General features: G+C 67.4%; 20 protein-coding genes and 1 pseudogene. 19 read left to right on the top strand and 2 right to left on the bottom strand.

What is annotated here, in order from left to right:
* The 4 genes and pseudogenes from ASG60_RS07530 to ASG60_RS07515 form a co-directional block, all read left to right on the top strand.
* A partial coding sequence (locus ASG60_RS07530) for a LysR substrate-binding domain-containing protein (protein ID WP_082531664.1) occupies window positions 1–976 on the top strand: 976 nt, incomplete at its 5' end.
* A gap of 6 nt (window positions 977–982) precedes the next feature.
* A pseudogene (locus ASG60_RS23395) lies at window positions 983–1,555 on the top strand (HWE histidine kinase domain-containing protein); the annotation flags it as partial.
* 184 nt (window positions 1,556–1,739) lie between these two features.
* On the top strand, window positions 1,740–2,453 hold the full coding sequence (locus ASG60_RS23390) for a hypothetical protein (RefSeq protein ID WP_056384815.1): 714 nt from the start codon (window positions 1,740–1,742) through the stop codon (window positions 2,451–2,453).
* Window positions 2,450–4,342, top strand: a complete 1,893-nt coding sequence (locus tag ASG60_RS07515) for a TniQ family protein (RefSeq protein ID WP_277996230.1) — start codon at window positions 2,450–2,452, stop codon at window positions 4,340–4,342. The genes ASG60_RS23390 and ASG60_RS07515 overlap by 4 nt, the downstream gene beginning before the upstream one ends.
* Window positions 4,343–4,355: 13 nt before the next feature.
* Here ASG60_RS07515 and ASG60_RS07510 read toward each other — a convergent pair whose 3' ends face one another.
* Window positions 4,356–5,018 (bottom strand): hypothetical protein, encoded by a 663-nt coding sequence (locus ASG60_RS07510; RefSeq protein WP_056384809.1) that lies wholly within the window; start codon window positions 5,016–5,018, stop codon window positions 4,356–4,358.
* A 456-nt stretch (window positions 5,019–5,474) separates the two neighbouring features.
* Between ASG60_RS07510 and ASG60_RS07505 the strand changes: the two genes are divergently transcribed.
* The 5 genes from ASG60_RS07505 to ASG60_RS07485 all read left to right on the top strand — a co-directional run bounded on the left by ASG60_RS07505 (window position 5,475) and on the right by ASG60_RS07485 (window position 10,938).
* Window positions 5,475–6,566 (top strand): alkene reductase, encoded by a 1,092-nt coding sequence (locus ASG60_RS07505; protein ID WP_056384807.1) that lies wholly within the window; start codon window positions 5,475–5,477, stop codon window positions 6,564–6,566.
* 187 nt (window positions 6,567–6,753) lie between these two features.
* A complete protein-coding gene (locus ASG60_RS07500) occupies window positions 6,754–8,652 on the top strand; it encodes a PAS domain S-box protein (RefSeq protein ID WP_056384806.1) in 1,899 nt (632 codons plus the stop codon).
* Window positions 8,649–9,296 carry an HAD hydrolase-like protein gene (locus ASG60_RS07495; RefSeq protein WP_056262392.1) on the top strand — a complete coding sequence of 216 codons (648 nt, stop codon included), beginning with the start codon at window positions 8,649–8,651 and terminating at the stop codon, window positions 9,294–9,296. The genes ASG60_RS07500 and ASG60_RS07495 overlap by 4 nt, the downstream gene beginning before the upstream one ends.
* A 100-nt stretch (window positions 9,297–9,396) precedes the next feature.
* Window positions 9,397–9,621: a hypothetical protein gene (locus tag ASG60_RS07490; RefSeq protein ID WP_056262388.1), complete on the top strand. Its 225-nt coding sequence runs from the start codon at window positions 9,397–9,399 to the stop codon at window positions 9,619–9,621.
* A 219-nt stretch (window positions 9,622–9,840) separates the two neighbouring features.
* Entirely contained in the window at window positions 9,841–10,938 is a 1,098-nt protein-coding gene (locus ASG60_RS07485) for a GGDEF domain-containing protein (RefSeq protein WP_056384805.1), read from the top strand.
* Between the two features lie 112 nt (window positions 10,939–11,050).
* Here ASG60_RS07485 and ASG60_RS07480 read toward each other — a convergent pair whose 3' ends face one another.
* Window positions 11,051–11,548: an outer membrane protein assembly factor BamE gene (locus tag ASG60_RS07480; RefSeq protein WP_056174216.1), complete on the bottom strand. Its 498-nt coding sequence runs from the start codon at window positions 11,546–11,548 to the stop codon at window positions 11,051–11,053.
* Between the two features lie 209 nt (window positions 11,549–11,757).
* Here ASG60_RS07480 and ASG60_RS07475 point away from each other — a divergent pair, with 209 nt between their 5' ends.
* The 10 genes from ASG60_RS07475 to ASG60_RS07430 all read left to right on the top strand — a co-directional run bounded on the left by ASG60_RS07475 (window position 11,758) and on the right by ASG60_RS07430 (window position 21,775).
* Window positions 11,758–12,327: a ubiquinol-cytochrome C chaperone family protein gene (locus ASG60_RS07475; protein WP_056262382.1), complete on the top strand. Its 570-nt coding sequence runs from the start codon at window positions 11,758–11,760 to the stop codon at window positions 12,325–12,327.
* A complete protein-coding gene (locus tag ASG60_RS07470) occupies window positions 12,324–12,833 on the top strand; it encodes a DUF177 domain-containing protein (protein WP_056363347.1) in 510 nt (169 codons plus the stop codon). Before ASG60_RS07475 ends, ASG60_RS07470 begins: the two co-directional genes overlap by 4 nt.
* A 167-nt stretch (window positions 12,834–13,000) precedes the next feature.
* Window positions 13,001–14,035 (top strand): phosphate acyltransferase PlsX, encoded by a 1,035-nt coding sequence (plsX, locus tag ASG60_RS07465; RefSeq protein WP_056174222.1) that lies wholly within the window; start codon window positions 13,001–13,003, stop codon window positions 14,033–14,035.
* Window positions 14,036–14,063: 28 nt separating this feature from the next.
* Window positions 14,064–15,041 (top strand): beta-ketoacyl-ACP synthase III, encoded by a 978-nt coding sequence (locus tag ASG60_RS07460; RefSeq protein WP_056304251.1) that lies wholly within the window; start codon window positions 14,064–14,066, stop codon window positions 15,039–15,041.
* Between the two features lie 95 nt (window positions 15,042–15,136).
* Window positions 15,137–15,460 (top strand): integration host factor subunit alpha, encoded by a 324-nt coding sequence (locus ASG60_RS07455; RefSeq protein ID WP_056384819.1) that lies wholly within the window; start codon window positions 15,137–15,139, stop codon window positions 15,458–15,460.
* Window positions 15,461–15,468: 8 nt separating this feature from the next.
* Entirely contained in the window at window positions 15,469–15,993 is a 525-nt protein-coding gene (locus ASG60_RS07450; protein WP_056384803.1) for a MerR family transcriptional regulator, read from the top strand.
* A 143-nt stretch (window positions 15,994–16,136) separates the two neighbouring features.
* A complete protein-coding gene (locus tag ASG60_RS07445; RefSeq protein WP_056174944.1) occupies window positions 16,137–16,580 on the top strand; it encodes a hypothetical protein in 444 nt (147 codons plus the stop codon).
* A gap of 202 nt (window positions 16,581–16,782) precedes the next feature.
* Window positions 16,783–18,735, top strand: a complete 1,953-nt coding sequence (locus tag ASG60_RS07440) for a PrkA family serine protein kinase (RefSeq protein WP_056384801.1) — start codon at window positions 16,783–16,785, stop codon at window positions 18,733–18,735.
* A 93-nt stretch (window positions 18,736–18,828) separates the two neighbouring features.
* Window positions 18,829–20,130 carry a YeaH/YhbH family protein gene (locus tag ASG60_RS07435; protein ID WP_056304248.1) on the top strand — a complete coding sequence of 434 codons (1,302 nt, stop codon included), beginning with the start codon at window positions 18,829–18,831 and terminating at the stop codon, window positions 20,128–20,130.
* A 73-nt stretch (window positions 20,131–20,203) separates the two neighbouring features.
* Window positions 20,204–21,775, top strand: a complete 1,572-nt coding sequence (locus ASG60_RS07430) for a SpoVR family protein (RefSeq protein ID WP_056384799.1) — start codon at window positions 20,204–20,206, stop codon at window positions 21,773–21,775.
* Window positions 21,776–21,881 lie beyond the last annotated feature (106 nt).

The raw sequence follows: 21,881 nt of genomic DNA, 5'->3' as shown, positions 1-21,881 counted from the left end.
CCTTCGCATCTTCGTGGCGGTGGCCGAGCGGCAGCACGTGACGCGGGCCGCCGAGGCGCTGAACCTCGTCCAATCGGCGGTCAGCACGGCGATCGCCAACATCGAGGGGCGGCACGCGACGAAGCTGTTTCACCGGGTCGGCCGCGGGATCGAGCTGACCGAGGCGGGGCGCGTATTCCTCATCGAGGCTCGCGCGGTGCTCGCCCGGGCCGAGGCCGCCGAACTGGTGCTYGCCGACCTCAGCGGCATGCGGCGCGGGACGCTGGCCGTCTACGCCAGCCAGACCATCGCCAGCGACTGGCTGCCGCGCCGCCTCGTCGCCTTCCGCCGAGTCTACCCTGAGATCGCTATCCGCTTGGCGGTGGGCAACACCACCGACGCCGCCGACGCGGTGCGCGCGGGGCAGGCCGAACTCGGCTTCGTCGAGGGGGCGYTGGACGACCCGACGCTCGCAAGCACGACCATCGCGCAGGACCAACTGGTCCTCGTGGTCGCCCCAACACATCCCTTCGCAGGGGCGACCGCGCTCGAACCCGAGGACCTCGCTGGGGCCGATTGGGTGCTGCGCGAGGCGGGATCGGGGACCCGGGTCGCCCCAACACATCCCTTCGCAGGGGCGACCGCGCTCGAACCCGAGGACCTCGCTGGGGCCGATTGGGTGCTGCGCGAGGCGGGATCGGGGACCCGYTCGGCCTTCGAGGCGGCGCTCACGGAGGCCGGTCTGGCCGTGGCCCGGCTCCGGGTCACGCTCGAACTGCCTTCCAACGAGGCGGTCCGCGCCGCCGTCGAGGCCGGAGGCGGGGCCACCGTTCTGTCCGAGACCGTGGTCGCCGCCGCGCTTCGGGCCGGAACGCTGGTGCGGGCGGCGTTTGCCCTGCCGAGCCGTCCGTTCCGGGTGCTGCGCCACAAGGAGCGCTACCGCAGCCGGGCCGCCGACGCGCTGCTCGACCCGATCGAGGAGGCGGCTGCCGGATGAGGGGACCTGACTACCAACCACGTCCTGTGGAACGAGGCGCTCCAAGCGGCCTACGGGTACCGGCCGGAGACCGTGGAGGCCACCGGCGACTGGTGGATCGGCCATATCCACCACGACGACCGGCCCCGCATCGACGCCTCCATCCATGCGGTCATCGACCGAACTGGTACGACCTGGACCGACGAGTACCGCTTCCGTAGGGCCGACGGCTCCTACGCCGACATCCTCGACCGCGGCTACGTCATCCGTGACGAGCAAGGCCGGGCCGTGCGCATGATCGGGGCGATGCTCGACATCAGCGAGCGGAAACGCTCCGAGGAGCACCAGCGCCTGCTTACCGGCGAGTTGCAGCACCGGGTCAAGAATACCCTCGCCATGGTCCAGGCGATTGCCAGCCAGACCTTCCGCAATGCCGCGGACTTGGACGGAGCCCGGGAGGCGTTCTCGGCCCGCCTTATCTCGCTCGGGCGTGCCCACGACATCCTAACCCAATCAAGTTGGACCGAGGCCCCCATCGCCGACGTCGTGGACGGCGCCTTGACCGTGCACCGCGGCGAGGCCGCATCCCGCATCCGGGCCAGTGGCCCCAACGTTCCCCTAGCAGCCAAGGCGGCCCTCGCGTTGGCACTCGCCCTACACGAACTCGCCACCAACGCGGCAAAGTACGGGGCCTTGTCGAACGACACCGGCACGGTCGATTTGCGCTGGCATGTCGTCCACGAGGGCGGTGCGCCCCGCTTCTGCCTGACTTGGTCCGAGCAAGGTGGGCCGCCCATCCTGGCGCAAGCTCAAGGGCTACGCGCCCCCACGCCTCGTCGGGCTGCAGATCATCCGAGAAGCCGGATACGGCCTCGCCATGAAGACGGGACGCGGAGAGGTCTGGGACGGGATGGCCGGGCACCTGCAGTCGCAAGGCGTGTTCCTGGTCCACATCGACGAGGCCCAGCACCTCTTCAAGAGGAACGCCTCGCAATCCGACCGTGAGGAACTGTCGAACGCCATCAAGGGCGTGGCCATCGACACGAAGTGGCCAATCGCGTTCGTGTTCTCCGGGTTGCCCGAGGTCCTCGGCCTGCCCATCGGAGACGACCAGGTCGAGCGCCGCGGGAACTTCATCCGCTTCGCCGACGTGGCGATGCCCGAGGAGAGGGACCTCGTCATCGACATCCTCTCCCAGATGGGCGACCCGGTCGGCATCGCGTCGGACCACCTGGCACCCACCGACCTGCCTGAGCGTCTGGCCTTCGCGGCACGGTATCGGTACGCCCGGATCTGCCAGCTCGTGGAAGGGGCGCTGCAGGAAGCGCTTCATTGGAAGAAGGCGAGGTTGGCCACGGGTCACTTCGCCGTCGCCTTCGAACGACGCTCCCTCGTTTACGGCCAGGACGAGAGGAACCCGTTCCTTGCGGAACATTGGCGCCATCTCCGCCCTAATTCGTTCCTGACCATCGACGACGCGCCGGCGCAATCTTCGTGACCGGCGACGCGCCCCCCCGCCGCCCCCAGGCTACGTTCCTGAACCTCGGGCATCCCTTGCAGCCGAGGGAGCCGGCGATGGGCTACGCGGCCCGCCTCGCCGCCCTGAACGGCGTCGACCTGCGAAGCCTCCTCAGGGACATGCGCATCGACGTCGATGCATTGGGACGCGGGGACGGTCGCGCCCTGGACGCCCTGGCGAACCTGCGCCGGCCGACGCCCACCAATCGGCTCGACCTCGGTCGATACACGCCTTCTCACGCCGTCGGCGACAAGGCCGTCGAGGTCGCCGGCCACCGCTTTCCGCCCGGATCGGTCCTGACCTCCGCGACGCGGGTCTGCCCGCACTGCGTCGCCGATGACCTCGCCCGGTTCGAGGGACCGACGAAGGCCCGGCCTTGGGCGAGGCTCGAATGGATGCTCGAACCGGTCAGGGCCTGCGTCCGACACGGGACCGTCCTGCTGCACGTCGAGGCCGACGCGACGCTTCGGGCCGGCCACGACTTCTCGGCGACGGTGGCCCGCCGCGTGCTCCCCGCGTTGGACCGCCTCCGGGCCGAAGCGGCGGCCGCCACCGGGACCGCCTTCGTGGCCTGGTTCGCCGCCAGGCTCGACGGAGCGGGCGATCCTGGCAACTGGTTGGACGACGTGCCCCTGAATGCCGCCTCGGCCTTCTGCGAGGCGCTCGGGATCTCGGTCCTCCACGGTCCGGGAACGCATCCCTCGGATTTAGGCATGGCGGACCTCGTGCGGGCCACCGAGGAGGGCTACCGCGTCGCCGCACTGGGACCTGAAGCGGTCGAAGGCGCCCTCGACGGCATCGTCGGGCGTCACAGCTTCGGAAAGCGCGGCTCCGTCGGCCACGGCAAGGTCTACGGTCGCGTCCACGCGATCCTGCGGGCGAATCCCAAGGACCTCGCGTACGAGAAATTCCGCCATGTCCTACGGGAGCATGCCTTCTCCCGGCTCCCCATAAGCCCGGGCACGGCCTTCCTTGGCGTCCGGCTGGACGAGCGGCGCATGCACACGCAACGGAGCGCCGCCTTTTCGAGCTCTCGGTCAGACGTCGGACTGCTCCGGCTGGTGGGAGCCGAGGCCGTCGCGGAGGGTCGGCGGCTTTGGATCACCGTCGAGGAGTTCGGGAAGGTCGTCGCGACCGTCGAGGACCACCTCACGGCCAAGGACGTCGCCGCCAGGACCGGGTTCTCGGTGAAGCAGGTCGGGCACCTTGAGGAGGCCAGATTGCTGGCCGTCCTGCCCGAGGCGGAACGGAACGCGGGCTCGAAGCGCCGCTTCCTGCGCCCGGACGTCGATGCCTTCATGGCAAGGCTGTTTCGGAACGCCGTGCCGGTGGCCAACCCCGCCGAGCCGCGGATGACGGTCGAGCGCGCTGCCCCCGGCCTGCGTGTCGGCACCGTCGAGATCCTGAACCTCATCCTCGACGACCGGCTCGCATGGGTGGGACGCCATACGACCGGCCGGCGCTACGGCGACCTCCTGATCGACCGCGACGAGATCCTCGGGGTCATCCAGGGGGTGGGCTCCGCCGACGAGGTCAGCGAACCCGAGGCGGCCGCCATGCTGGTCGGCGTGGACCCGAAGAAGCTGTGGTGCCTGGTCAGGGCGGGGATGCTGGAATGGTCGCCGGGATATCGGCCGCGCGATCCGCGGTCGGTCAGGGCGTTGACCAGGGCGAGCGTCGAGGCGTTCGCCTTGGAGTACGTCACCCTTCAAGAGGCGGCCGCCGTCCTAGGCCTCGCGCCCCAGAAAGCGCTGCGCAGACTCGCGGAAGCCGGCATCGCGGACGCGGCGCCATACGACTGCGTCCGGATGAAGCTTTATCGACGCCGCGACCTAGCGGCTTGCCGGTTGAGGGGCGACGCCGCCTGACCGGCCGCCGCGGTCAGTGCATCCCGGGGGCGGGCGCCGAGACCAGGTCTAGGTCCACCGATGGATCGTACGACACCTGCATGATGCCGAAGGCCATGGCGGCGCAGCACATGCGGCAGGCGTCGTACCGAAGCTGGAACTCGGCCGCAGCCCAGGCCTCGGCCGTGACGGGAGCGTCGCCCGAGATGTCGGCCCGAAGCAGGTCGAGCTCCCTTCGGATGTGGTCCGCATCGAACGCGACCACCGGAACGCGGGATACGAAGTGCTCCAGCATTCCCGGATCGACCGGGACCTGGTGGTCGTCGAACCGGAACCACCGCAAGCCCGTCGTCGGGTCTGGAGGAGTGACGTGGTCGCGCTGGGCGCACATCGACATCATCCCGACCACGCTCTCGATGGCTTCCTCCCGAGTGGGGACGGGCTCCGGCGTGCCGACGATGGTGGGAACGCCGGGCGGCAGGCCCTTGAACTCTAGGTCGGCATGCCAGCCTCCGCCTTCCTGGTAGAGGTGGACCCCGGACGCCTTGCTTAGCTGCCAGTACGCCTCGGCGGCAGCGTAGACGTTGCTCAGGGCCTCGACCTGAATGCCCGTCACGTTCACGAGCTCGCCCTTCAACCTGCTGAGCAGGGACGCCGCCTTCGCACGGTTCTGCGGATGTCTATGCTTGTAGCCCACGGCGGTGCCCCGTCCCGTCTTCGGCGAAAGCGCCGACCGTTCGAGGAATTCTCAGGTCCGAGGTCGCAACCCACAAATCGCTTGAAGGGTCATCGCACGTGAGGTTGCACCGGCCTTCGACATTGGTGCGGTTCATTGGTGACGGGGGCGTGCAACTATGGTGTTCGCCGTCCAGTCCCACCTAGGCGCTAAGCGCGGAACATTGGGTCGGCTTTCAGACGGCCCCACCGGCCGCGAATCATCAGAGGGGGTCGGTGCCGCAGGGTTCCGGCCCCTTCGTCCATCGAGGGCGGTGTCGCGATCTGGCGTGTGCGATGCCGCACCGGCGCGGCGGGCCGTCGTCGCGCCACCCCTGACATCGTATCGCGCGCAATCCAATTACGGGTCTCGAAGCCTCGACATCTTACGGGATGCTGTCCGCTTCCGTTCGTCCTCGAAACAACGCGAGAGCCTGCAATGCCGAGCCTGTCCGACCCGATCCGCATCGGCGCGATCGAAGCCAAGAATCGCGTCTTCATGGCCCCGCTCACCCGTGGCCGCGCCACCCGCGCTCATGTGCCGACGCCGATCATGATCGAGTATTACACCCAGCGCGCCGCGGCCGGCCTCATCATCACCGAAGCCACCGGCATCAGCCAGGAAGGCCTCGGCTGGCCCTACGCTCCGGGCATCTGGTCGGACGAGCAGGTCGCGGCCTGGAAACCGATCGTGAAGGCCGTGCACGAGGCCGGCGGCCGTATCGTCTGCCAGCTCTGGCACATGGGCCGCATCGTCCACCCCGACTTCCTCGGCGGTGCCAAGCCAATCTCGGCCTCGGCCACGACGGCGCCGGATGCCGCCCACACCTATTCGGGCAAGAAGCCCTATGCCGAGGCGCGCCCGCTGCCCGTCGAGGAGATTCCGCGCCTCCTGGCCGATTACGACCGCGCTGCTCGCAACGCCATCGCGGCCGGCTTCGACGGCGTGCAGATCCATGCGGCCAACGGCTACCTCATCGACCAATTCCTGCGCGACGGCTCCAACTTCCGTGACGACCGTTACGGCGGCTCCATCGAGAACCGTATCCGCCTGCTGACCGAGGTGACCCGCACCGTTACCGATGCCATCGGGGCCGACCGCACCGGCGTACGCCTGTCGCCCAACGGTGCCATCCAGGGTGTGGACGATTCCGACCCCGACACCCTGTTCGCCGCCGCCGCCGCGGCCCTGTCGGAGATCGGCATCGCCTTCCTCGAACTGCGTGAGCCGGGCCCCGAAGGGACCTTCGGCAAGGCAAATCATCCCCCTGTCGCCCCGACCATCAAGGCGGCCTTCGGGGGCCCGCTTGTGCTGAATTCCGATTACGACGGCCCCAAGGGGCAGGCCGTGCTCGATGCCGGGCGCGCCGACGCCATCGCGTTCGGGCGACCGTTCATCGCCAACCCGGATCTGCCCGCCCGTATTGCCGAAGGCGCTCCCCTCGCCAAGGACGAGCAGAAGACCTGGTACAGCCAGGGCCCCGAGGGCTACGTCGATTACCCGATCCGGTCCGGTGCGAAGGCCGCCTGACGCGCGAAGGCTCTGAGATACGGGCGGCCTGCCGACATGGCCGCCCGACGCGACGTTCGGTGCCAGATCTCCGATCGGGCGCCGGATGTGACACGGACGGGGAAGGAAGCGCGGCCATCGTTCCGAAACGAGCTTTGACGGATCTCTCAGGCGCCCTATCTGAAGACGCTGACGAGGACGCTCCCTTTTGACCGTAATCACCTCCTGCGATGGCCCGGGTACCGACTGGACCGAGGCCGAACGGCTCGAAGCCCTGCGTGATACGAACATCCTCGATAGCGGCCAGGATCCGGCCTACGACGATCTCGTTCGCATCGCCGCGATCGTCTGCGCCGCTCCCGTCGTCCTGATCAGCCTCGTCGATGAGACGCGCCAATGGTTCAAGGCGCGCCTCGGCTTCGAACCAACGGAGACGCCGCGTACCCTGTCGATTTGCGCCCACGCAATCCAGAATGGTCCGCTTCTGGTGATCCCCGACCTGACGGCCGATCCGCGTACCGCGGACAATGCCCTTGTTCAGGGCGAGCATCGCCTGCGCTTCTATGCAGGTGCGGTGATCCGTTCCAAGGGTGGCCTTCCGCTGGGAAGCCTGTGCGTTCTCGACAAAGTCGCCCGGCCGGACGGCTTGACCTCGCTTCAGACCGAGACCCTCGAGGCCCTGGCGCGTCAGGTCGCGACCTTGATCGAACTGCGACAGGCCCGGGAGGCGGTCGCCGTGCGCGAAGCGGACCTCGCCGCGAGCGAGCGTCGGTTCCGTGTCATGACCGCCGCCATGCCCCAGATGGTGTGGACCACGCAGCCGGACGGATTCCACGATTTCTACAACGACCGCTGGTACGAGTTCACCGGCGTGCCCTACGGCTCCACCGATGGCGAAGGCTGGAACGGCATGTTCCATCCCGACGATCAGGCCCGAGCCTGGACGCGCTGGCGGCACAGCTTGGCCACCGGAGACCCCTACGAGGTGGAGTACCGCCTCCGACACAAATCGGGCGTCTACCGCTGGACCCTCGGCCGCGCGATGCCCCTGCGCGATGCCGAAGGTCGCATCGAGCGTTGGTTCGGGACCTGCACGGATATCGAAGATCTGAAGCGCGCCGAGGAAGAGGCGCGCAAGCTCGCGGCCATCGTCGAGCATTCCAAGGACTTCATTGGCATCGCCGACGAGGACGGCCAGGTCCTCCATATCAACGCGGCCGGCCGGCGGCTCGTCGGCCTCGCCGATGCCGATGCGGTCCTCAGGACCGCAGTGCCCGACTACTTCGTCCCGGAATGCCAAACGACCGTGACGGAAACCGTTTTGCCGGCCGTGCGGCGGGACGGTTGGTGGGAGGGGGAGCTCACCTTCCGTCATTTCGCGACGGGGGAGGGAATCCCCGTGCTGTATAGCGTTTTCCCCGTGAGCGACACGCGTGGTGCCCTCATCGGCTATGCGACCGTGACCCGCGACCTGCGCGAGCGCAAACGCGCCGAGGAAGCCCGCGATCTGCTGATCAAGGAACTCTCCCACCGCATCAAGAACATCTTCGCCGTGGTCGAGGGGATCGCAGCCCTCTCGGCCCGGACCGATCCGGCGGCCCGTCCCTTCGTCGCGGCCTTCCGCCAGCGCCTCGGTGCCCTCGCCAACGCACACGAGTACGTGCGCCCGCACTCGCCTGCGAGCGCGCCGAAGGTGAAGGGCCAGACCCTGTTCGGCCTCATGCGCCTCATCATGGCGGCCTACGTCCAGGACGGCCGCGCGCGCATCGTGCTGCAAGGCGACGATATCGCCGTCGGCGACCGGGCAGCGACCGCGTTCGCCCTGATCATGCACGAGCAGGCCACCAACGCGATGAAGTACGGCGGCCTGTCCACGGAAGCAGGCACCGTGCGGCTCACCGGACGCCGCGACGGCGACACGTATGAACTCGTCTGGGCCGAGTCCGATGGCCCACCCGTCTCCGGGCCACCGACGCGCCGCGGGTTCGGCACCGTGCTGGCCGAGCGCAGCGTCGCGGGGCAACTCGACGGCACCCTTGAGCACGCGTGGAACAGCGACGGACTCGTGATGCGCCTTACCGTGCCGGCCGGCAACCTGACCACATGAGCCGCGGCCCCTATCGGCTCGTCGTCTTCGACTTCGATGGGACCCTCGCCGATAGTTTCCCGTGGTTTGCCCGTGTCATCAACGATGTGGCCGATCGCTATCGCTTCCGGCGGATCGCTCCGCATGAGACCGAGGTCCTGCGCGGCCTCGATGCCGCGGGTATCGTCCGCCATCTCGGAATCGCCCCGTGGAAACTCCCGTTCATCAGCCGTCACATGCACGCGTTGGCGGCCCGTGACATCGCTGAGATCTCGCTGTTTCCCGGGATTCGGACGATGCTGGCCGACCTCGCTGCGGCGGGTATGCCGCTCGCGATCGTCAGTTCCAACACCCGGGCCAATATCGAGGCAGTGCTCGGGCCGGATGCCCGGCGCTTCCGCCGCTACGCCTGCGGTGCGTCGCTGTTCGGAAAGGCCAAGCGCCTGAGAGCCCTGGTTCGCGACGCAGGTTTTACCCCCGGTTCGACCCTCTACGTCGGCGATGAGATCCGTGACCACGATGCGGCCCGGTCGGTCGGATGCGACTTTGCCGCCGTGGCTTGGGGCTACACCCGTATCGAAGCCTTGCGGGCCACGGGTCCGGCGCTGATGCTGACTCATCCGAGTGCCATCGTACCCGCCGTCGTTGGGCGCGTGTCTGCATAGACACACAGCGTCCGAAAGTAGATCGAACCGAGTGCGGCGGATTGCGCGCGCTGTCTCAGGCGCGCACGACTCGCCCCCGGATATTGAATGCGGAATCGCCATGTCGATGCAGAGTCAACGCGGTGGCCGGGATGGGATGTCCCACCTTTCTCAAGAGACCGCCTACGGCTCCAGGCCGGACCCGCAGGGACTATCTCCCAATATCGTCGCCAGTCTCGCCTGCGGCTTGCGGGCCGTCTACGAAGCCCGGCCGGAGACCGATGTTGCGGATGCTTTCGCCGATCTACTCATGCGGATCGAGGCCGCCGAGCGCGCACGGGGCTGAGACCGTCGGACGGCGTACGCGCGGGCCGAGCCGGCCTTTCGCCGACATCGTGTCCAAGCTCCCCAGTCCGACACCGTAGAGCGATGGTTTCCTCCGGCATGCATATGCCGCATCGGGGTGTTCGAGACGCGGGTCGCCACAGGTCTGCCGTTCGCCCACACAATCCGTAAGGCTTTCGCGGTAGCATCTCGGACCTGCGCTCGCCTCCAAGTCGATCCGATGCTCTCGATCCCCGACGTGCCGACCCTTCGTCTCTGCAGCATTTTGGCGAGCGCGGCGTTCGTTGTCGTCTATCTGTCCCTGTGGCGTGCGAGAACCGGCCAATCCTATCTGCTGGATTGGGCGGCGAGTTTCGCCCTCTACGTGGTGACGCTTCTGGGATACGCGCGCTTCGGCTACCACCCGGTCATCGCGGGGATCCTGTGCGGCCTCCTCGGCCTCGGCAACGTTCTCATCCTGACCGGGGTGTACCGGTTCGACGGCGTGAAACCGTTCCGGCCTTGGATGGCCCTGGTGATCCTCCTGCCCTGCGCCGGCTATCTCGGTCCCGCCCTCCTGGGGTATCCGGTGGCCGCCCAGATCGGCGCGACGCTCGGCCTCGTCTTTGACATGCTCGCCGTCGGCACGATCCTGATCGGCGGCCGGAAACTGACCTCGACCGGAGGACGACGCATCGCCGGGTTCGCGCTGCTCGGCTACGTTCCGGGGTACGTCGTAGCGATCCTCATCCTGGCGACCGACGGCGCGATTCCCGATGTCGTGGGGCTCGTGCCGATGCTGTCGGACCAGATGCTGCTGGCGATCCTGAATCTGGGGCTCATCGCCATGCCGGGTGAGCGCGCTCAGAGCTCCCTGCGCCTTATCGCCCTGCGCGACGCTCTCACGGGTGCCCTGAACCGCGCCGGCCTCACGGCCCATGGCCCCACGACCGTGTCCGCGGACACCGCCGTGGTCGCCATCGATATCGATCACTTCAAGGCCATCAACGATCGGTACGGGCATGCGGCCGGCGACGCGGTCCTGGTGCACCTGGCGACCGTCGCCATGCGCCGCGTCTCGGGGCGCGACCTCGTGGTGCGTCTCGGCGGGGACGAGTTCGTCGTCGTTCTGGCCGACGCCACCCGGGGTACCGCCTTGGCGTTCGCCGACGATCTACGGCGGAGCTTCGGAACGGTCCCCGATCTGCCCGCCTGGACCGCAAGCATGGGGGTGGCGATGGTCGCACCCGGGGAAACCAGCCTCCTCCCGGCCCTCGCACGGGCGGACCGGGCGCTGTACGACGCCAAGGCCTCGGGCCGCGATCGCGCCGCCGCCTGAGCCGATTCTCGCGCAACGCTCCGCTGCCCCTTCGTTCAGTCAAACGAAAAGGCCGCCTCCGTGGTGCGGAAGCGGCCTCGATGGAAGCGTGACAGCGAGGTCGAAGGCGCTCTTACTGCCCGGCGCGTGCGCCCGGGACGACGCTGGCACCCTTCCCGCTGCCGAAGGGCTCGTACCGGGTCAGACCGCGGAAGAGTTGCGAGATGAAGGCTCGGTCGGCACCGCTCGTCGGGGTCGAGCGCTCGATGAAGTCGAACACCTTGCCGTCCTGCAAACCGTAGAGCGCCACGCGCTCGACTTTGAAGGCCGGGGTGAAATACACGGCCGTGACCTTCTGGTCCTCGATCTGCTCGCCGAGGAACAGCACCGTACGGCGGGTGTTCTGGCTGATGTAGTACCAGCTCTTGTTGCCCACCGTGGACACCGTGGAGGGGGTACCGAGGATCGTCAGCACCTGCTCGGCGCTCATGCCGGGCTTCACCGTCGCCAGGGCGGCCTGATCGATCTGATAGCCGTGGCGCAGATCCTCGCCGATGCAGCCGGCGAGCCCGGTACCGATGAGGCCCAGGACGGCAAGGCGCGCGAGCGACGGAACGAAACGGCGCGACATCGACCACCCTTGATCTTGTTGAAGAACTGAACGCGTCTGCGGCCTCGAGCCCGACACGGCGACGGATCGCCCGCGGAAGCCGCAAGACGGTTGCACCTTGACCATGCGTTGCCGTACCCCGGGGTTATGGTTTTGACAAGGCAAGCGGGGCCACACCCGGCCCTTCCGCAGCGTCCGCGGCGCGCTGTCCACACGGGAAGGGGAGGCGCATGATCGGCCGTCTGTTCGGGCGAACCAGCCCCCGCGAACGCATGATCCGTGACCTTCACGTGCGCATCAACGCCGCCGCGCGGGTTCCGGCCCTCTACACCGCCCTTGGCGTGCCCGACACGGTAGAGGGGCGCTTCGAGTGCTTGAGCCTGCACGTGATCCTGGTGCTACGGCGGCTCAACCGGCTGCCCGAGCCCGCGGCGGACGTGGCGCAGGACCTCATCAACGCGATCTTCCTCCAGCTCGATTCGTCCTTGCGGGAGAGCGGGATCGGTGATTTCGGAGTGCCCAAGCGCATGAAGAAGCTCGGTGCCGCCTTCTACGGCCGAGCGGCCGGCTACGATGCGGCCCTCGATGCGGGCGATGGGGACGCTCTCGCGGGGGCACTGGCCCGCAACGTCCTCGGTGGTGCCGCACCGGCTGACGCCGCGGACCTCGCACGCTACGTGACGGCGAGCGACCGGCTGCTCGCGAGCCTCGACCTCGACGCCCTCGTGGAGGCCGGGCCACGCTTCGCCGCCATCGAATCCGCCGCCCAACCGGCGAACCAATCGGGAGTTTCGCGATGACACGGGATCAGGCGGTCGGACCGCTTTCACGCTCGATCCGGGTCGACCGCATGGCGCGCGCCCAGGGCGACTTCATCGTGACGGCGACGCCGGAGGAATGCGCGGCGCTCGCCGCCGATTTCGGTATCCCGGGGATCCGCGACCTCGTCGGACGCTTCCGCGTCGGCGGCACCCTGGAGAACCTGTCGGTGACGGGTTCCGTCGAGGCCGTGGTGACCCAGATCTGCACGGTGAGCCTCGACGAGTTCGAAGCGCCCGTGCACGAGACCGTCGATGTGGCGTTCACCGATGGCGAGATCCCGACGGGACACGACGCCGAGGAGATCGACGTGCCCGATCCGATCGTCAACGGACGCGTCGATTTCGGGCTGCTGACCGCCGAGTTCCTGGCCATGGGTCTCGATCCGTATCCGCGGAAACCCGGTGTCACGTTCGCCGAACCCGAGCCCGACGCCGACGGAGCGCCCCTCGCGGGCCTGCGGGCCCTGCAGGGCGGCAAGGACTGAGCAGTCCTTCAGGCGGCTCAATCGACCGCTTTGCCTCCATCGGGGCAGATTTCGTTTGCCCGGCGGGCGCGAGTCGCTATTTTCCGCCGCGCCGTGACCGAGGCCGCCCCGATCCGGCCCTCGTCCGCGCGCGCTTTCTCGTTCACGAGGCCTTCGGCGAACTTCATATGTCTCAGAGAGTGTGTATCTCGCTCGACGCCATGGGCGGCGACCACGGCCCAACCACGGTGGTACCGGGCGCCGCCATCGCCCGCGAGCGCCATCCGGAGATGACGTTCCTGATGTTCGGCGACGAGGCGATCCTGGCCCCCCTCGTCGAAGCCGAGCCGCGCCTGAAGGGCGCCGTCGAGATCCGTCACACGGCCCTGGCGATTGCGATGGACGAGAAGCCGAGCCAGGCCGTGCGCACCGGGCGTGGAAAATCCTCCATGTGGAAGGCGATCCAGGCGGTGAAGGACGGCGAGGCCGATGCCGCCGTCTCGGCCGGCAACACCGGCGCCCTCATGGCCATGTCGAAGATCTGTCTCAAGACGCTCGCCGGCATCGAACGCCCGGCCATCGCCTGCCTGTGGCCCACCGTGCGCGGCGAGAGCGTGGTGCTCGACGTCGGCGCCACCATCGGGACGGATGCCGACCACCTCGTGGAGATGGCGCTGATGGGCTCGGCCATGGCCCGCATCGTCTTCGATATCGACCGGCCCACCGTCGGCCTTCTCAACGTCGGCACGGAGGAGATGAAGGGCAACGAGGCGGTGAAGGAAGCGGCCCGCCGCCTGCGCGAGGCCGACCTGCCGAATCTGAGTTATCACGGCTTCGTCGAGGGCAACGATCTCGGCCGCGGCACCGTCGACGTGGTGGTGACGGAGGGCTTCACCGGCAACATCGCCCTGAAGACCGCCGAGGGCACGGCCAAACAGATCGGCACCTACCTGCGTGCGGCCATGAGCCGGACCCTGTCGGCCAAGATCGGATACTTCTTCGCCCGCCAGGCGTTTAAGGCTCTGCGCGAGAAGATGAACCCGAGCCGGGCCAATGGCGGTGTGTTCCTCGGCCTGGAGGGCATCGTGATCAAGAGCCACGGTTCGGAGGACGCGCACGGCTTCGCGGCCGCCGTCGACCTCGCCCACGACATGGCCCGGCACGACCTCATGCGGACCATCCGCGACATGCTCGAACTGACACCGGCGGGGGCCTCGGCATGAGGCTTCTCGGGTGGTCGAGGACACAGCGATGACGTGCCTGCGCTCCGTCGTGGTCGGCTGCGGCTCCGCCCTGCCGGCCCGATGCGTCACCAACGACGAGCTCGCCAAAACCGTCGAGACCTCGGATGACTGGATCGTCCAGCGCACGGGCATCCGCCAGCGCTACCTGTCGGACGCGTCCGAGACGACCTCGCTGCTCGGCACCCGCGCGGCGCAGGCGGCCCTGGACGACGCCGGTCTCACGGCGGCCGACATCGACCTCGTGATCTGCGCCACCTCGACGCCGGACCACACCTTCCCGTCGACGGCCACGCAGATCCAGGCCGGCCTCGGCATGACGGGCGGCGTCGCCTTCGATCTCCAGGCCGTGTGCGCCGGCTTCGTCTACGCCGTCACCACGGCCGACAAGTTTCTCGTCACCGGCGCGGCCCGGCGTGCCCTCGTGGTCGGGGCCGAGACCTTTTCGCGCCTACTGGATTGGGAAGACCGCACCACCTGCGTGCTGTTCGGCGACGGTGCCGGCGCCGTGGTCCTTGAAGCCCGCGAAGGCGAGGGCACCAGCGCCGACCGCGGGGTACTCACCGCCAGTCTGCGTTCCGACGGACGCCATCGTGAAAAGCTCTACGTCGATGGCGGCCCCGGCTCGACGGGCACCACCGGGCACCTCCGCATGACCGGCAAGGAGGTGTTCCGTTTCGCCGTGGGTTCCGTCACGGATGTCATCGACGACGCGTTCCGGGCGTCCGGCACAACGGCCGAGGACCTCGACTGGTTCGTGCCGCACCAGGCCAACCGGCGGATCATCGAGGCGTCGGCCGACAAGCTCGGTATCGCCCGCGACAAGGTGGTGCTCACCGTCGACCGGCACGGCAACACCTCGGCAGCCTCGATACCCCTCGCCCTCGACGTCGCCCGCAAGGATGGGCGGATCAAGGATGGCGACCTCGTGATGATCGAGGCCATCGGCGGCGGCTTCACCTGGGGTGCGGCCCTGATCCGCTGGTGAATCACCCGCACGGTTGACCCCGGCTCCAACGCCGATTAGCGTGCCCTCTCAGACAGATAAGCAATAAAACACGAATCGATGCCGGGGGTATGCGCATGTCGGGAAAGACGGTCACACGCGCCGATTTGAGCGAGGCCGTCTATCAGCAGGTCGGCCTCTCGCGCACGGAATCCTCGGCTTTGGTCGAGACGGTGCTGTCTGAAATCTGCACGTGTCTTGCCAGTGGCGAGACGGTGAAGCTGTCGTCGTTCGGGTCCTTTGTGGTTCGCAGCAAAGGGCGGCGTGTCGGCCGCAATCCGAAAACCGGTGTCGAGGTGGCCATCGAGCCGCGTCAGGTCATGGTGTTCAAGCCGTCGAACGTGCTCAAAGCCCGCATCAACGGGCTGAATGGCACCGGTGATCACGACGACGACGAATGAGGACTCCGATGTCGTTGGCCGCCGCCGACCCCCGCGACACGCCGGACCGGGCCGCTCAGGAGAAGAGTGCGACCGCCTTCCGCACGATCAAGGAAGCGGCCGACGAGCTCGAAGTTCCTCAGCACGTTCTGCGCTTCTGGGAGACGCGGTTCGCGCAGGTCCGCCCGGTCAAGCGGGCCGGCGGACGGCGCTACTACCGACCCGACGACATCGACCTCCTGAAAGGCATCCGCAGCCTGCTCCACGGGCAGGGCTACACCATCAAGGGGGCTCAGGCGATCCTACGCGAGAAGGGGCTCCGCTTCGTCCAGAGCGTCGGGCGTGGCGAGGCCGAAATCGCTGCGGCGTCCCCACCCGAGAACCACGGACCCGAGGAGCTGGATGCGCCTGGGATCCACGGATTGCCCGATGATGCCCGTCCGGTTCTCGAAGCCGTCCTCGACGACCTCTATGCCTGCCGGTCGATCCTGAACGATCTGCAACGCCTATCCGACATGGACGCGTCGACCGACGAGCCGGGGCCCCACCCCTGACGGCCCGCGACGGTCCCGGGACGGACACTGCCAAGTCTGATCGGGACCCTCGACGCGTCGCCTCCGCATCCCCACATCGCATGGACGCGTTCGCCCGCCCGATGCCCTCGCACGGGGACGCGGTCCGCGCCGGAGTGTTCTCGATGCTGCTTGCCCGTTCGACCGCCGCCCTCGTCGCCGGTCTGTTTCTCACCGCACCCGCCTTCGCGCAGACGACCGTGACCCGCAGCGAGACGGCCGCGCCCGGCAAGTCCGTGCGTCTCGCCATCGTTCCGAACCTGAAGAAGGACTGCACGGCCGGGCCGATGCCGGAGATCCGCGTCAGTGGTGCGCCGAAGAACGGGTCTCTCATCACCAAGGTCGGCAAGATCAAGACCCCGGCCAAGTACCGCTGCCCCGGCAAGGAAGCGGCCGTGCAGGCGCTCTTCTACCAGAGCAAGGACGGCTACACCGGCACCGACGAGGTGACCGTGGACGTCAAGGATTCCGACGGAAACGTGCAGACCCAGAACATCCGCATCACCGTCGACGGGTCGAAGAAGGATGCGCCCGCCAAGGATGCGACGAAGGCCGGCACCGACCTCTGAGGCGGACGGAACGCCCACGAGCCGCGCCGTCGTGCATGGTCTGGCTCGGGATCGCCGGGCGCTCGACGATCCCCTGGAACGAGCGGCGTGACACGCGACACAGGCTGGCCCCATGCGATGATCGCACTGCGACAAAACTGGGCCTGTCAGTTGCATCTCAGCCGAGACAGGATGAAGCTGTCGCTGTCGTGAGGGGATCGGAATGCCTATGCCGTCGACGAACGACCTGTTCCAGAGCTTCGCCCGTGGTTACGAGGCGCGCCGCGATACGGAGATGAGCCTCTCCGAATTTCTCGAAGCGTGCCGCGACGAACCGCTGATGTACGCTACGGCGGCCGAGCGCATCCTCGATGCGATCGGCAAGCCGGAATTCGTGGACACCGCCAAGGACCCGCGCCTCGGCCGGGTGTTCATGAACCGCACGATCCGGGTCTACCCGGCCTTCGCCGAGTTCTACGGCATGGAGGAGACCATCGAGCGGATCGTCTCGTTCTTCCGGCACGCCGCACAGGGCTTGGAGGAGCGCAAGCAGATCCTCTACCTCCTCGGCCCCGTGGGTGGCGGCAAATCCTCCCTCGCCGAGCGTCTGAAAGCCCTGATGGAGGTTCACCCCATCTACGTGCTGAAGGCCGGCAATGAGGTGTCGCCGGTGTTCGAGAGCCCGCTCGGGCTGTTCGACCCCGAGGTGATGGGGGCCGAGATCCAAGAACGCTACGGCATCCCGCGCCGTCGTCTCACCGGGCTCATGAGCCCCTGGGCGCTGAAGCGCCTGGACGAGTTCAACGGCGACATCTCGCAGTTCAAGGTGATCAAGGTTCGGCCTTCGCGCCTGCGCCAGATCGGTATCGCCAAGACCGAACCAGGCGACGAGAACAACCAGGACATCTCCAGCCTCGTCGGCAAGGTCGATATCCGGCGCCTGGAGACCCTGAGCCAGGCCGATCCCGATGCCTACTCATATTCCGGCGGCCTCAACCGCGCCAACCAGGGCGTCCTCGAATTCGTCGAGATGTTCAAGGCGCCGATCAAGATGCTGCACCCGTTGCTGACGGCGACGCAGGAGGGCAACTACGTCGGCACCGAGAATATCGGCGCGATCCCGTTCACGGGCATTATTCTGGCCCACTCGAACGAATCCGAGTGGCAGACCTTCAAAGGCAACAAGAATAACGAAGCCTTCATCGACCGCATCTACGTCATCAAAGTGCCGTACTGCCTCCGTGTGACGGAGGAACAGCGGATCTACGAGAAGCTCGTCTCCGGCTCCGAGCTGTCGCAGGCCGCCTGCGCGCCCGGCACCCTGGAGATGCTTGCTCGCTTCTCGGTGCTCTCGCGCCTGCGCGAGCACGCCAACTCCAACGCCTTCTCGAAGATGCGGGTCTACGACGGCGAGAGCTTGCGCGAGGTCGATCCCAGAGCCCGCTCCATGCAGGAGTACAAGGATTCGGCCGGCGTCGACGAGGGCATGGACGGGATCTCGACCCGCTTCGCCTTCAAGGTGATGGCCGCGACTTTCAACCACGACACCACGGAAGTCTCCGCCGACCCCGTGCACCTCATGTACGTGCTGGAGCAGGCCCTGCGCCGCGAGCAACTCCCGCCCGAGACCGAGAAGCGCTACCTCGAATTCATCAAGACCGAGCTGGCGCCGCGCTACGCCGAGTTCATCGGCCACGAGATCCAGAAAGCCTACCTCGAATCGTATCACGATTACGGTCAAAACTTGTTCGACCGCTACATCGACTATGCCGATGCGTGGATCGAGGATCAGGACTTCAAGGATTCCGAGACGGGCCAGCTTCTCAACCGCGAATTGCTGAACCAGGAGCTGACCAAGATCGAAAAACCCGCCGGCATCGCCAATCCGAAGGATTTTCGGAACGAGGTGGTGAAGTTCGCCCTCCGGTCCCGGGCGCAGCATGGTGGTCGCAACCCGTCGTGGACGTCTTACGAAAAACTGCGGGAAGTCATTGAGCGGCGGATGTTCTCCCAGGTCGAGGAGCTGCTGCCGGTCATCTCCTTCGGTTCGAAGAAGGATGGCGACACCGAGAAGAAACACGGTGAGTTCGTCGATCGGATGGTGGCGCGCGGCTACACCGAGCGGCAGGTTCGCCGACTGGTCGAATGGTACATGCGGGTGAAGCAGGCCGGATAGGACGATCCCGCGACGAAGGCGGCCGCCGTCAGGCGGCCGCTTCCGGCCCGTCGAAACCCGCGAGACTCTTGAGGGCGAAGGCAAACACACCGGATGCACATCGTCGACCGTCGCTTGAATCCCGGGGGCAAAAGCCTCGCCAACCGCCAGCGCTTCCTGCGCCGCGTGAAGGACATGGCCCAGCGCGCCGTGCGGGAATCCGCCCGCGAGAAGGACATCAAGGATCTCGGCAAGGACGGGCGCGTGTCGGTGCCCCTGGACGGGGTGCGGGAGCCGCGCTTCGCCCGCCAGGCCGGCACGGGACTGCATGACCACATCCTGCCCGGCAACAAGACCTACGTGGAGGGAGACCGCATCGAGCGCCCGCCCGGCGGCGGGGGCGGCAGGGGCTCCGGCGAGGGCGGGGAGGGCCAGGAGAACAGCGAGGACGCGTTCCGCTTCGTCCTCACCCGCGACGAATTCCTCGAACTCTTCCTCGAAGACCTCGAACTGCCGGATCTGGCCAAGCGCCGCCTCTCGGTGGTGGAGACGGAAGGGTTGCGGAGGGCCGGCTACACCGTGTCGGGCTCGCCCGCGAACCTCGCGCTCACCCGTACGCTGCGCAATTCGATGTCCCGGCGCATCGCCCTCAAGCGCCCGAAGCCCGATGAGCTGGCGGCGTTGGAAGCCCGCATTGCCGAGACGCCGTCGAGCCATCCCGACCTGCCCGACCTGCTCCTGGCCCTGGCGGCCATGCGCGAGCGCACCAAGCGCATTCCCTACGTCGACCCGCTCGATCTGCGCTACCGCCGCTTCGAGGCCTATCCGCGCCCCGTGGCGCAGGCGGTGATGTTCTGCCTCATGGATGTGTCCGGCTCCATGACGGAGCACATGAAGGATCTGGCCAAGCGCTTCTACATCCTGCTGCACATCTTCCTGACCCGGCGCTACCGCCACGTCGAGATCGTCTTCATCCGCCATACCGACAAGGCGACGGAAGTGGACGAGGAGACCTTCTTCGGCTCGCGCGAGACCGGGGGCACCTTGGTCTCGTCGGCGCTGGTGGAGATGAAGCGCGTCATCACCGAGCGCTACGACCCCAACGACTGGAACATCTACGCGGCGCAGGCCTCGGACGGCGACAACGTCTCGTCGGACGGGCCGACCGCCACGGAGTTGCTCCGTGCCCATATCCTGCCCGCCTGCCAGCACTTCGCCTATCTCGAGGTCGGCGACGAGAACGGTCCCCGCGCCGGCTTCGTCGAGCACCGCACCACCCTGTGGCGCACCTACGAGGGCTTGGCCAAATCCGGCGGCGCCATCGCCATGCGGAAGGTCAACCACCGGCGCGACATCTATCCGGTGTTCCGCGAGCTGTTCGGGCGCAAGGACGCGCGGGCGGAAGCGGAAGCCTGAGGCGACGACGGCTTTCTCCTCCCCGTCGCGGGGAGGGGAGGCGAGACGAACCGCTTGGGATCAGAGGACGACCATGGTCGGCAGCATCACCCGCCCCACGTTCGATCCGGTGCCGGGCGCCCGGACGCCCCTTTTCACCGGCAACGACTGGGACTTCGACACGATCAAACGAATCCACGACGCCTGCGAGGCCGAGGCGCGGGAACTCGGCCTCTCGTGGTACCCGAACCAGATCGAGATCATCACCGCCGAGCAGATGCTCGATGCCTATGCCTCCATCGGCATGCCGCTGTTCTACAAGCACTGGTCGTTCGGCAAGCACTTCGCCCAGCACGAGGCCAGCTACCGCCGCGGCATGATGGGGCTCGCCTACGAGATCGTCATCAATTCCAACCCGTGCATCTCCTACGTGATGGAGGAGAATACGGCGACGATGCAGACCCTGGTGATCGCCCACGCGGCGTTCGGCCATAATCACTTCTTCAAGAACAACTACCTGTTCAAGCAGTGGACCGACGCCGACGGCATTCTCGATTACCTCGATTTCGCTAAGGGCTTCATCACCCGATGCGAGGAGCGCTACGGCCACGGGGCGGTGGAATCGGTTCTCGATGCCGCCCACGCCCTCATGAACCAGGGTGTCCACCGCTACCCGCGTAAGAAGCGGCCCGATCTCGCCTCGGAGCAGCGGCGCGAACGGGAACGGGCCGAGCACGGCGAGCAGGTCTACAACGACCTCTGGCGCACGCTGCCACAGAAGATCGCCGGCGTGCGCCCCGACCTCGCCGTCGAGCGCCGCAAGGCGCTCCTCGAACTGCCCCAGGAGAATCTGCTCTACTTCCTCGAGAAGGCCGCCCCACGCCTCAGGCCGTGGCAGCGCGAGATCCTGCGCATCGTGCGCCTGGTGGCGCAGTACTTCTACCCGCAGCGCCAGACCAAGGTGATGAACGAGGGCTGCGCCACCTACTGCCACTATCGGATCATGAATTCCCTCTCGCAGAAGGGCCTCATCGGGGAGGCGGCGTACCTCGAATTCCTGACTTCGCACACCAACGTCATCCGCCAGCCGAACTACAACGAGCGCGGCTACGGCGGCCACAACCCCTACGCCATCGGGTTCGCCATGATGCAGGACATCGCCCGCATCGTGGAGCAGCCCACCGAGGAGGACCGGGCCTGGTTCCCCGACATCGCCGGCACGGGCGACGCCATGGCGACCCTGCGCGACATCTGGGCGAACTACCGCGACGAGAGCTTCATCGCGCAGTTCCTGTCTCCGAGGCTCATGCGCGAGATGCGGCTGTTCCACGTGGTCGACGATCCCGACGAGGCGGAACTGCGCGTCGAGGCGATCCACGATGAGCGCGGCTACCGCAAGATGCGTCGCTCCTTCGCCCGCCAGTACGACGTCGCCTGGCTCGATCCGGATATCGAGGTGATGGATGTGGATCTCGAAGGCGACCGCCGCCTCATCGTGCACCACAAGGCGCTCAACCGCATCACCCTGCAGAAGGACGACGCACGGCGGGTACTCCAGCACCTTGCCGACCTGTGGGGCTATGACGCCATCCTTCGGGAGATCGATCCGGCAACGGACGACGTGCTGGCCGAGCACCACGCCAGCGCCCGGCCGATCTTCTTCTGATCGACCCGTTGCCGCGCGCACTGGCGGCGGGCGGCGGTGAAACGAGAGACGGGACATGAAAAAGGCCGAGGTGCGATGCACCTCGGCCTTTTCTCGGAGCGGCGGA

Source organism: Methylobacterium sp. Leaf469 (genome assembly GCF_001424745.1).
GTDB lineage: Bacteria > Pseudomonadota > Alphaproteobacteria > Rhizobiales > Beijerinckiaceae > Methylobacterium.
Note: the sequence above shows the minus strand (reverse complement) of the source record. Positions and strands in the feature narration are given on the sequence as shown.

Excerpts from the sequence above, each read along its gene's own strand:
- ASG60_RS07490 (WP_056262388.1), top strand. The coding sequence starts at position 9,397 with ATGTCGATGCAGAGTCAACGCGGTGGCCGGGATGGGATGTCCCACCTT.
- ASG60_RS07430 (WP_056384799.1), top strand. The coding sequence starts at position 20,204 with ATGGTCGGCAGCATCACCCGCCCCACGTTCGATCCGGTGCCGGGCGCC.
- ASG60_RS07450 (WP_056384803.1), top strand. The coding sequence starts at position 15,469 with ATGTCGTTGGCCGCCGCCGACCCCCGCGACACGCCGGACCGGGCCGCT.
- ASG60_RS07495 (WP_056262392.1), top strand. The coding sequence starts at position 8,649 with ATGAGCCGCGGCCCCTATCGGCTCGTCGTCTTCGACTTCGATGGGACC.
- ASG60_RS07460 (WP_056304251.1), top strand. The coding sequence starts at position 14,064 with ATGACGTGCCTGCGCTCCGTCGTGGTCGGCTGCGGCTCCGCCCTGCCG.
- ASG60_RS07455 (WP_056384819.1), top strand. The coding sequence starts at position 15,137 with ATGTCGGGAAAGACGGTCACACGCGCCGATTTGAGCGAGGCCGTCTAT.
- ASG60_RS07480 (WP_056174216.1), bottom strand. The coding sequence starts at position 11,548 with ATGTCGCGCCGTTTCGTTCCGTCGCTCGCGCGCCTTGCCGTCCTGGGC.
- plsX (WP_056174222.1), top strand. The coding sequence starts at position 13,001 with ATGTCTCAGAGAGTGTGTATCTCGCTCGACGCCATGGGCGGCGACCAC.
- ASG60_RS07505 (WP_056384807.1), top strand. The coding sequence starts at position 5,475 with ATGCCGAGCCTGTCCGACCCGATCCGCATCGGCGCGATCGAAGCCAAG.
- ASG60_RS07440 (WP_056384801.1), top strand. The coding sequence starts at position 16,783 with ATGCCTATGCCGTCGACGAACGACCTGTTCCAGAGCTTCGCCCGTGGT.
- ASG60_RS07475 (WP_056262382.1), top strand. The coding sequence starts at position 11,758 with ATGATCGGCCGTCTGTTCGGGCGAACCAGCCCCCGCGAACGCATGATC.
- ASG60_RS07435 (WP_056304248.1), top strand. The coding sequence starts at position 18,829 with ATGCACATCGTCGACCGTCGCTTGAATCCCGGGGGCAAAAGCCTCGCC.
- ASG60_RS07470 (WP_056363347.1), top strand. The coding sequence starts at position 12,324 with ATGACACGGGATCAGGCGGTCGGACCGCTTTCACGCTCGATCCGGGTC.
- ASG60_RS07485 (WP_056384805.1), top strand. The coding sequence starts at position 9,841 with ATGCTCTCGATCCCCGACGTGCCGACCCTTCGTCTCTGCAGCATTTTG.
- ASG60_RS07445 (WP_056174944.1), top strand. The coding sequence starts at position 16,137 with ATGCTGCTTGCCCGTTCGACCGCCGCCCTCGTCGCCGGTCTGTTTCTC.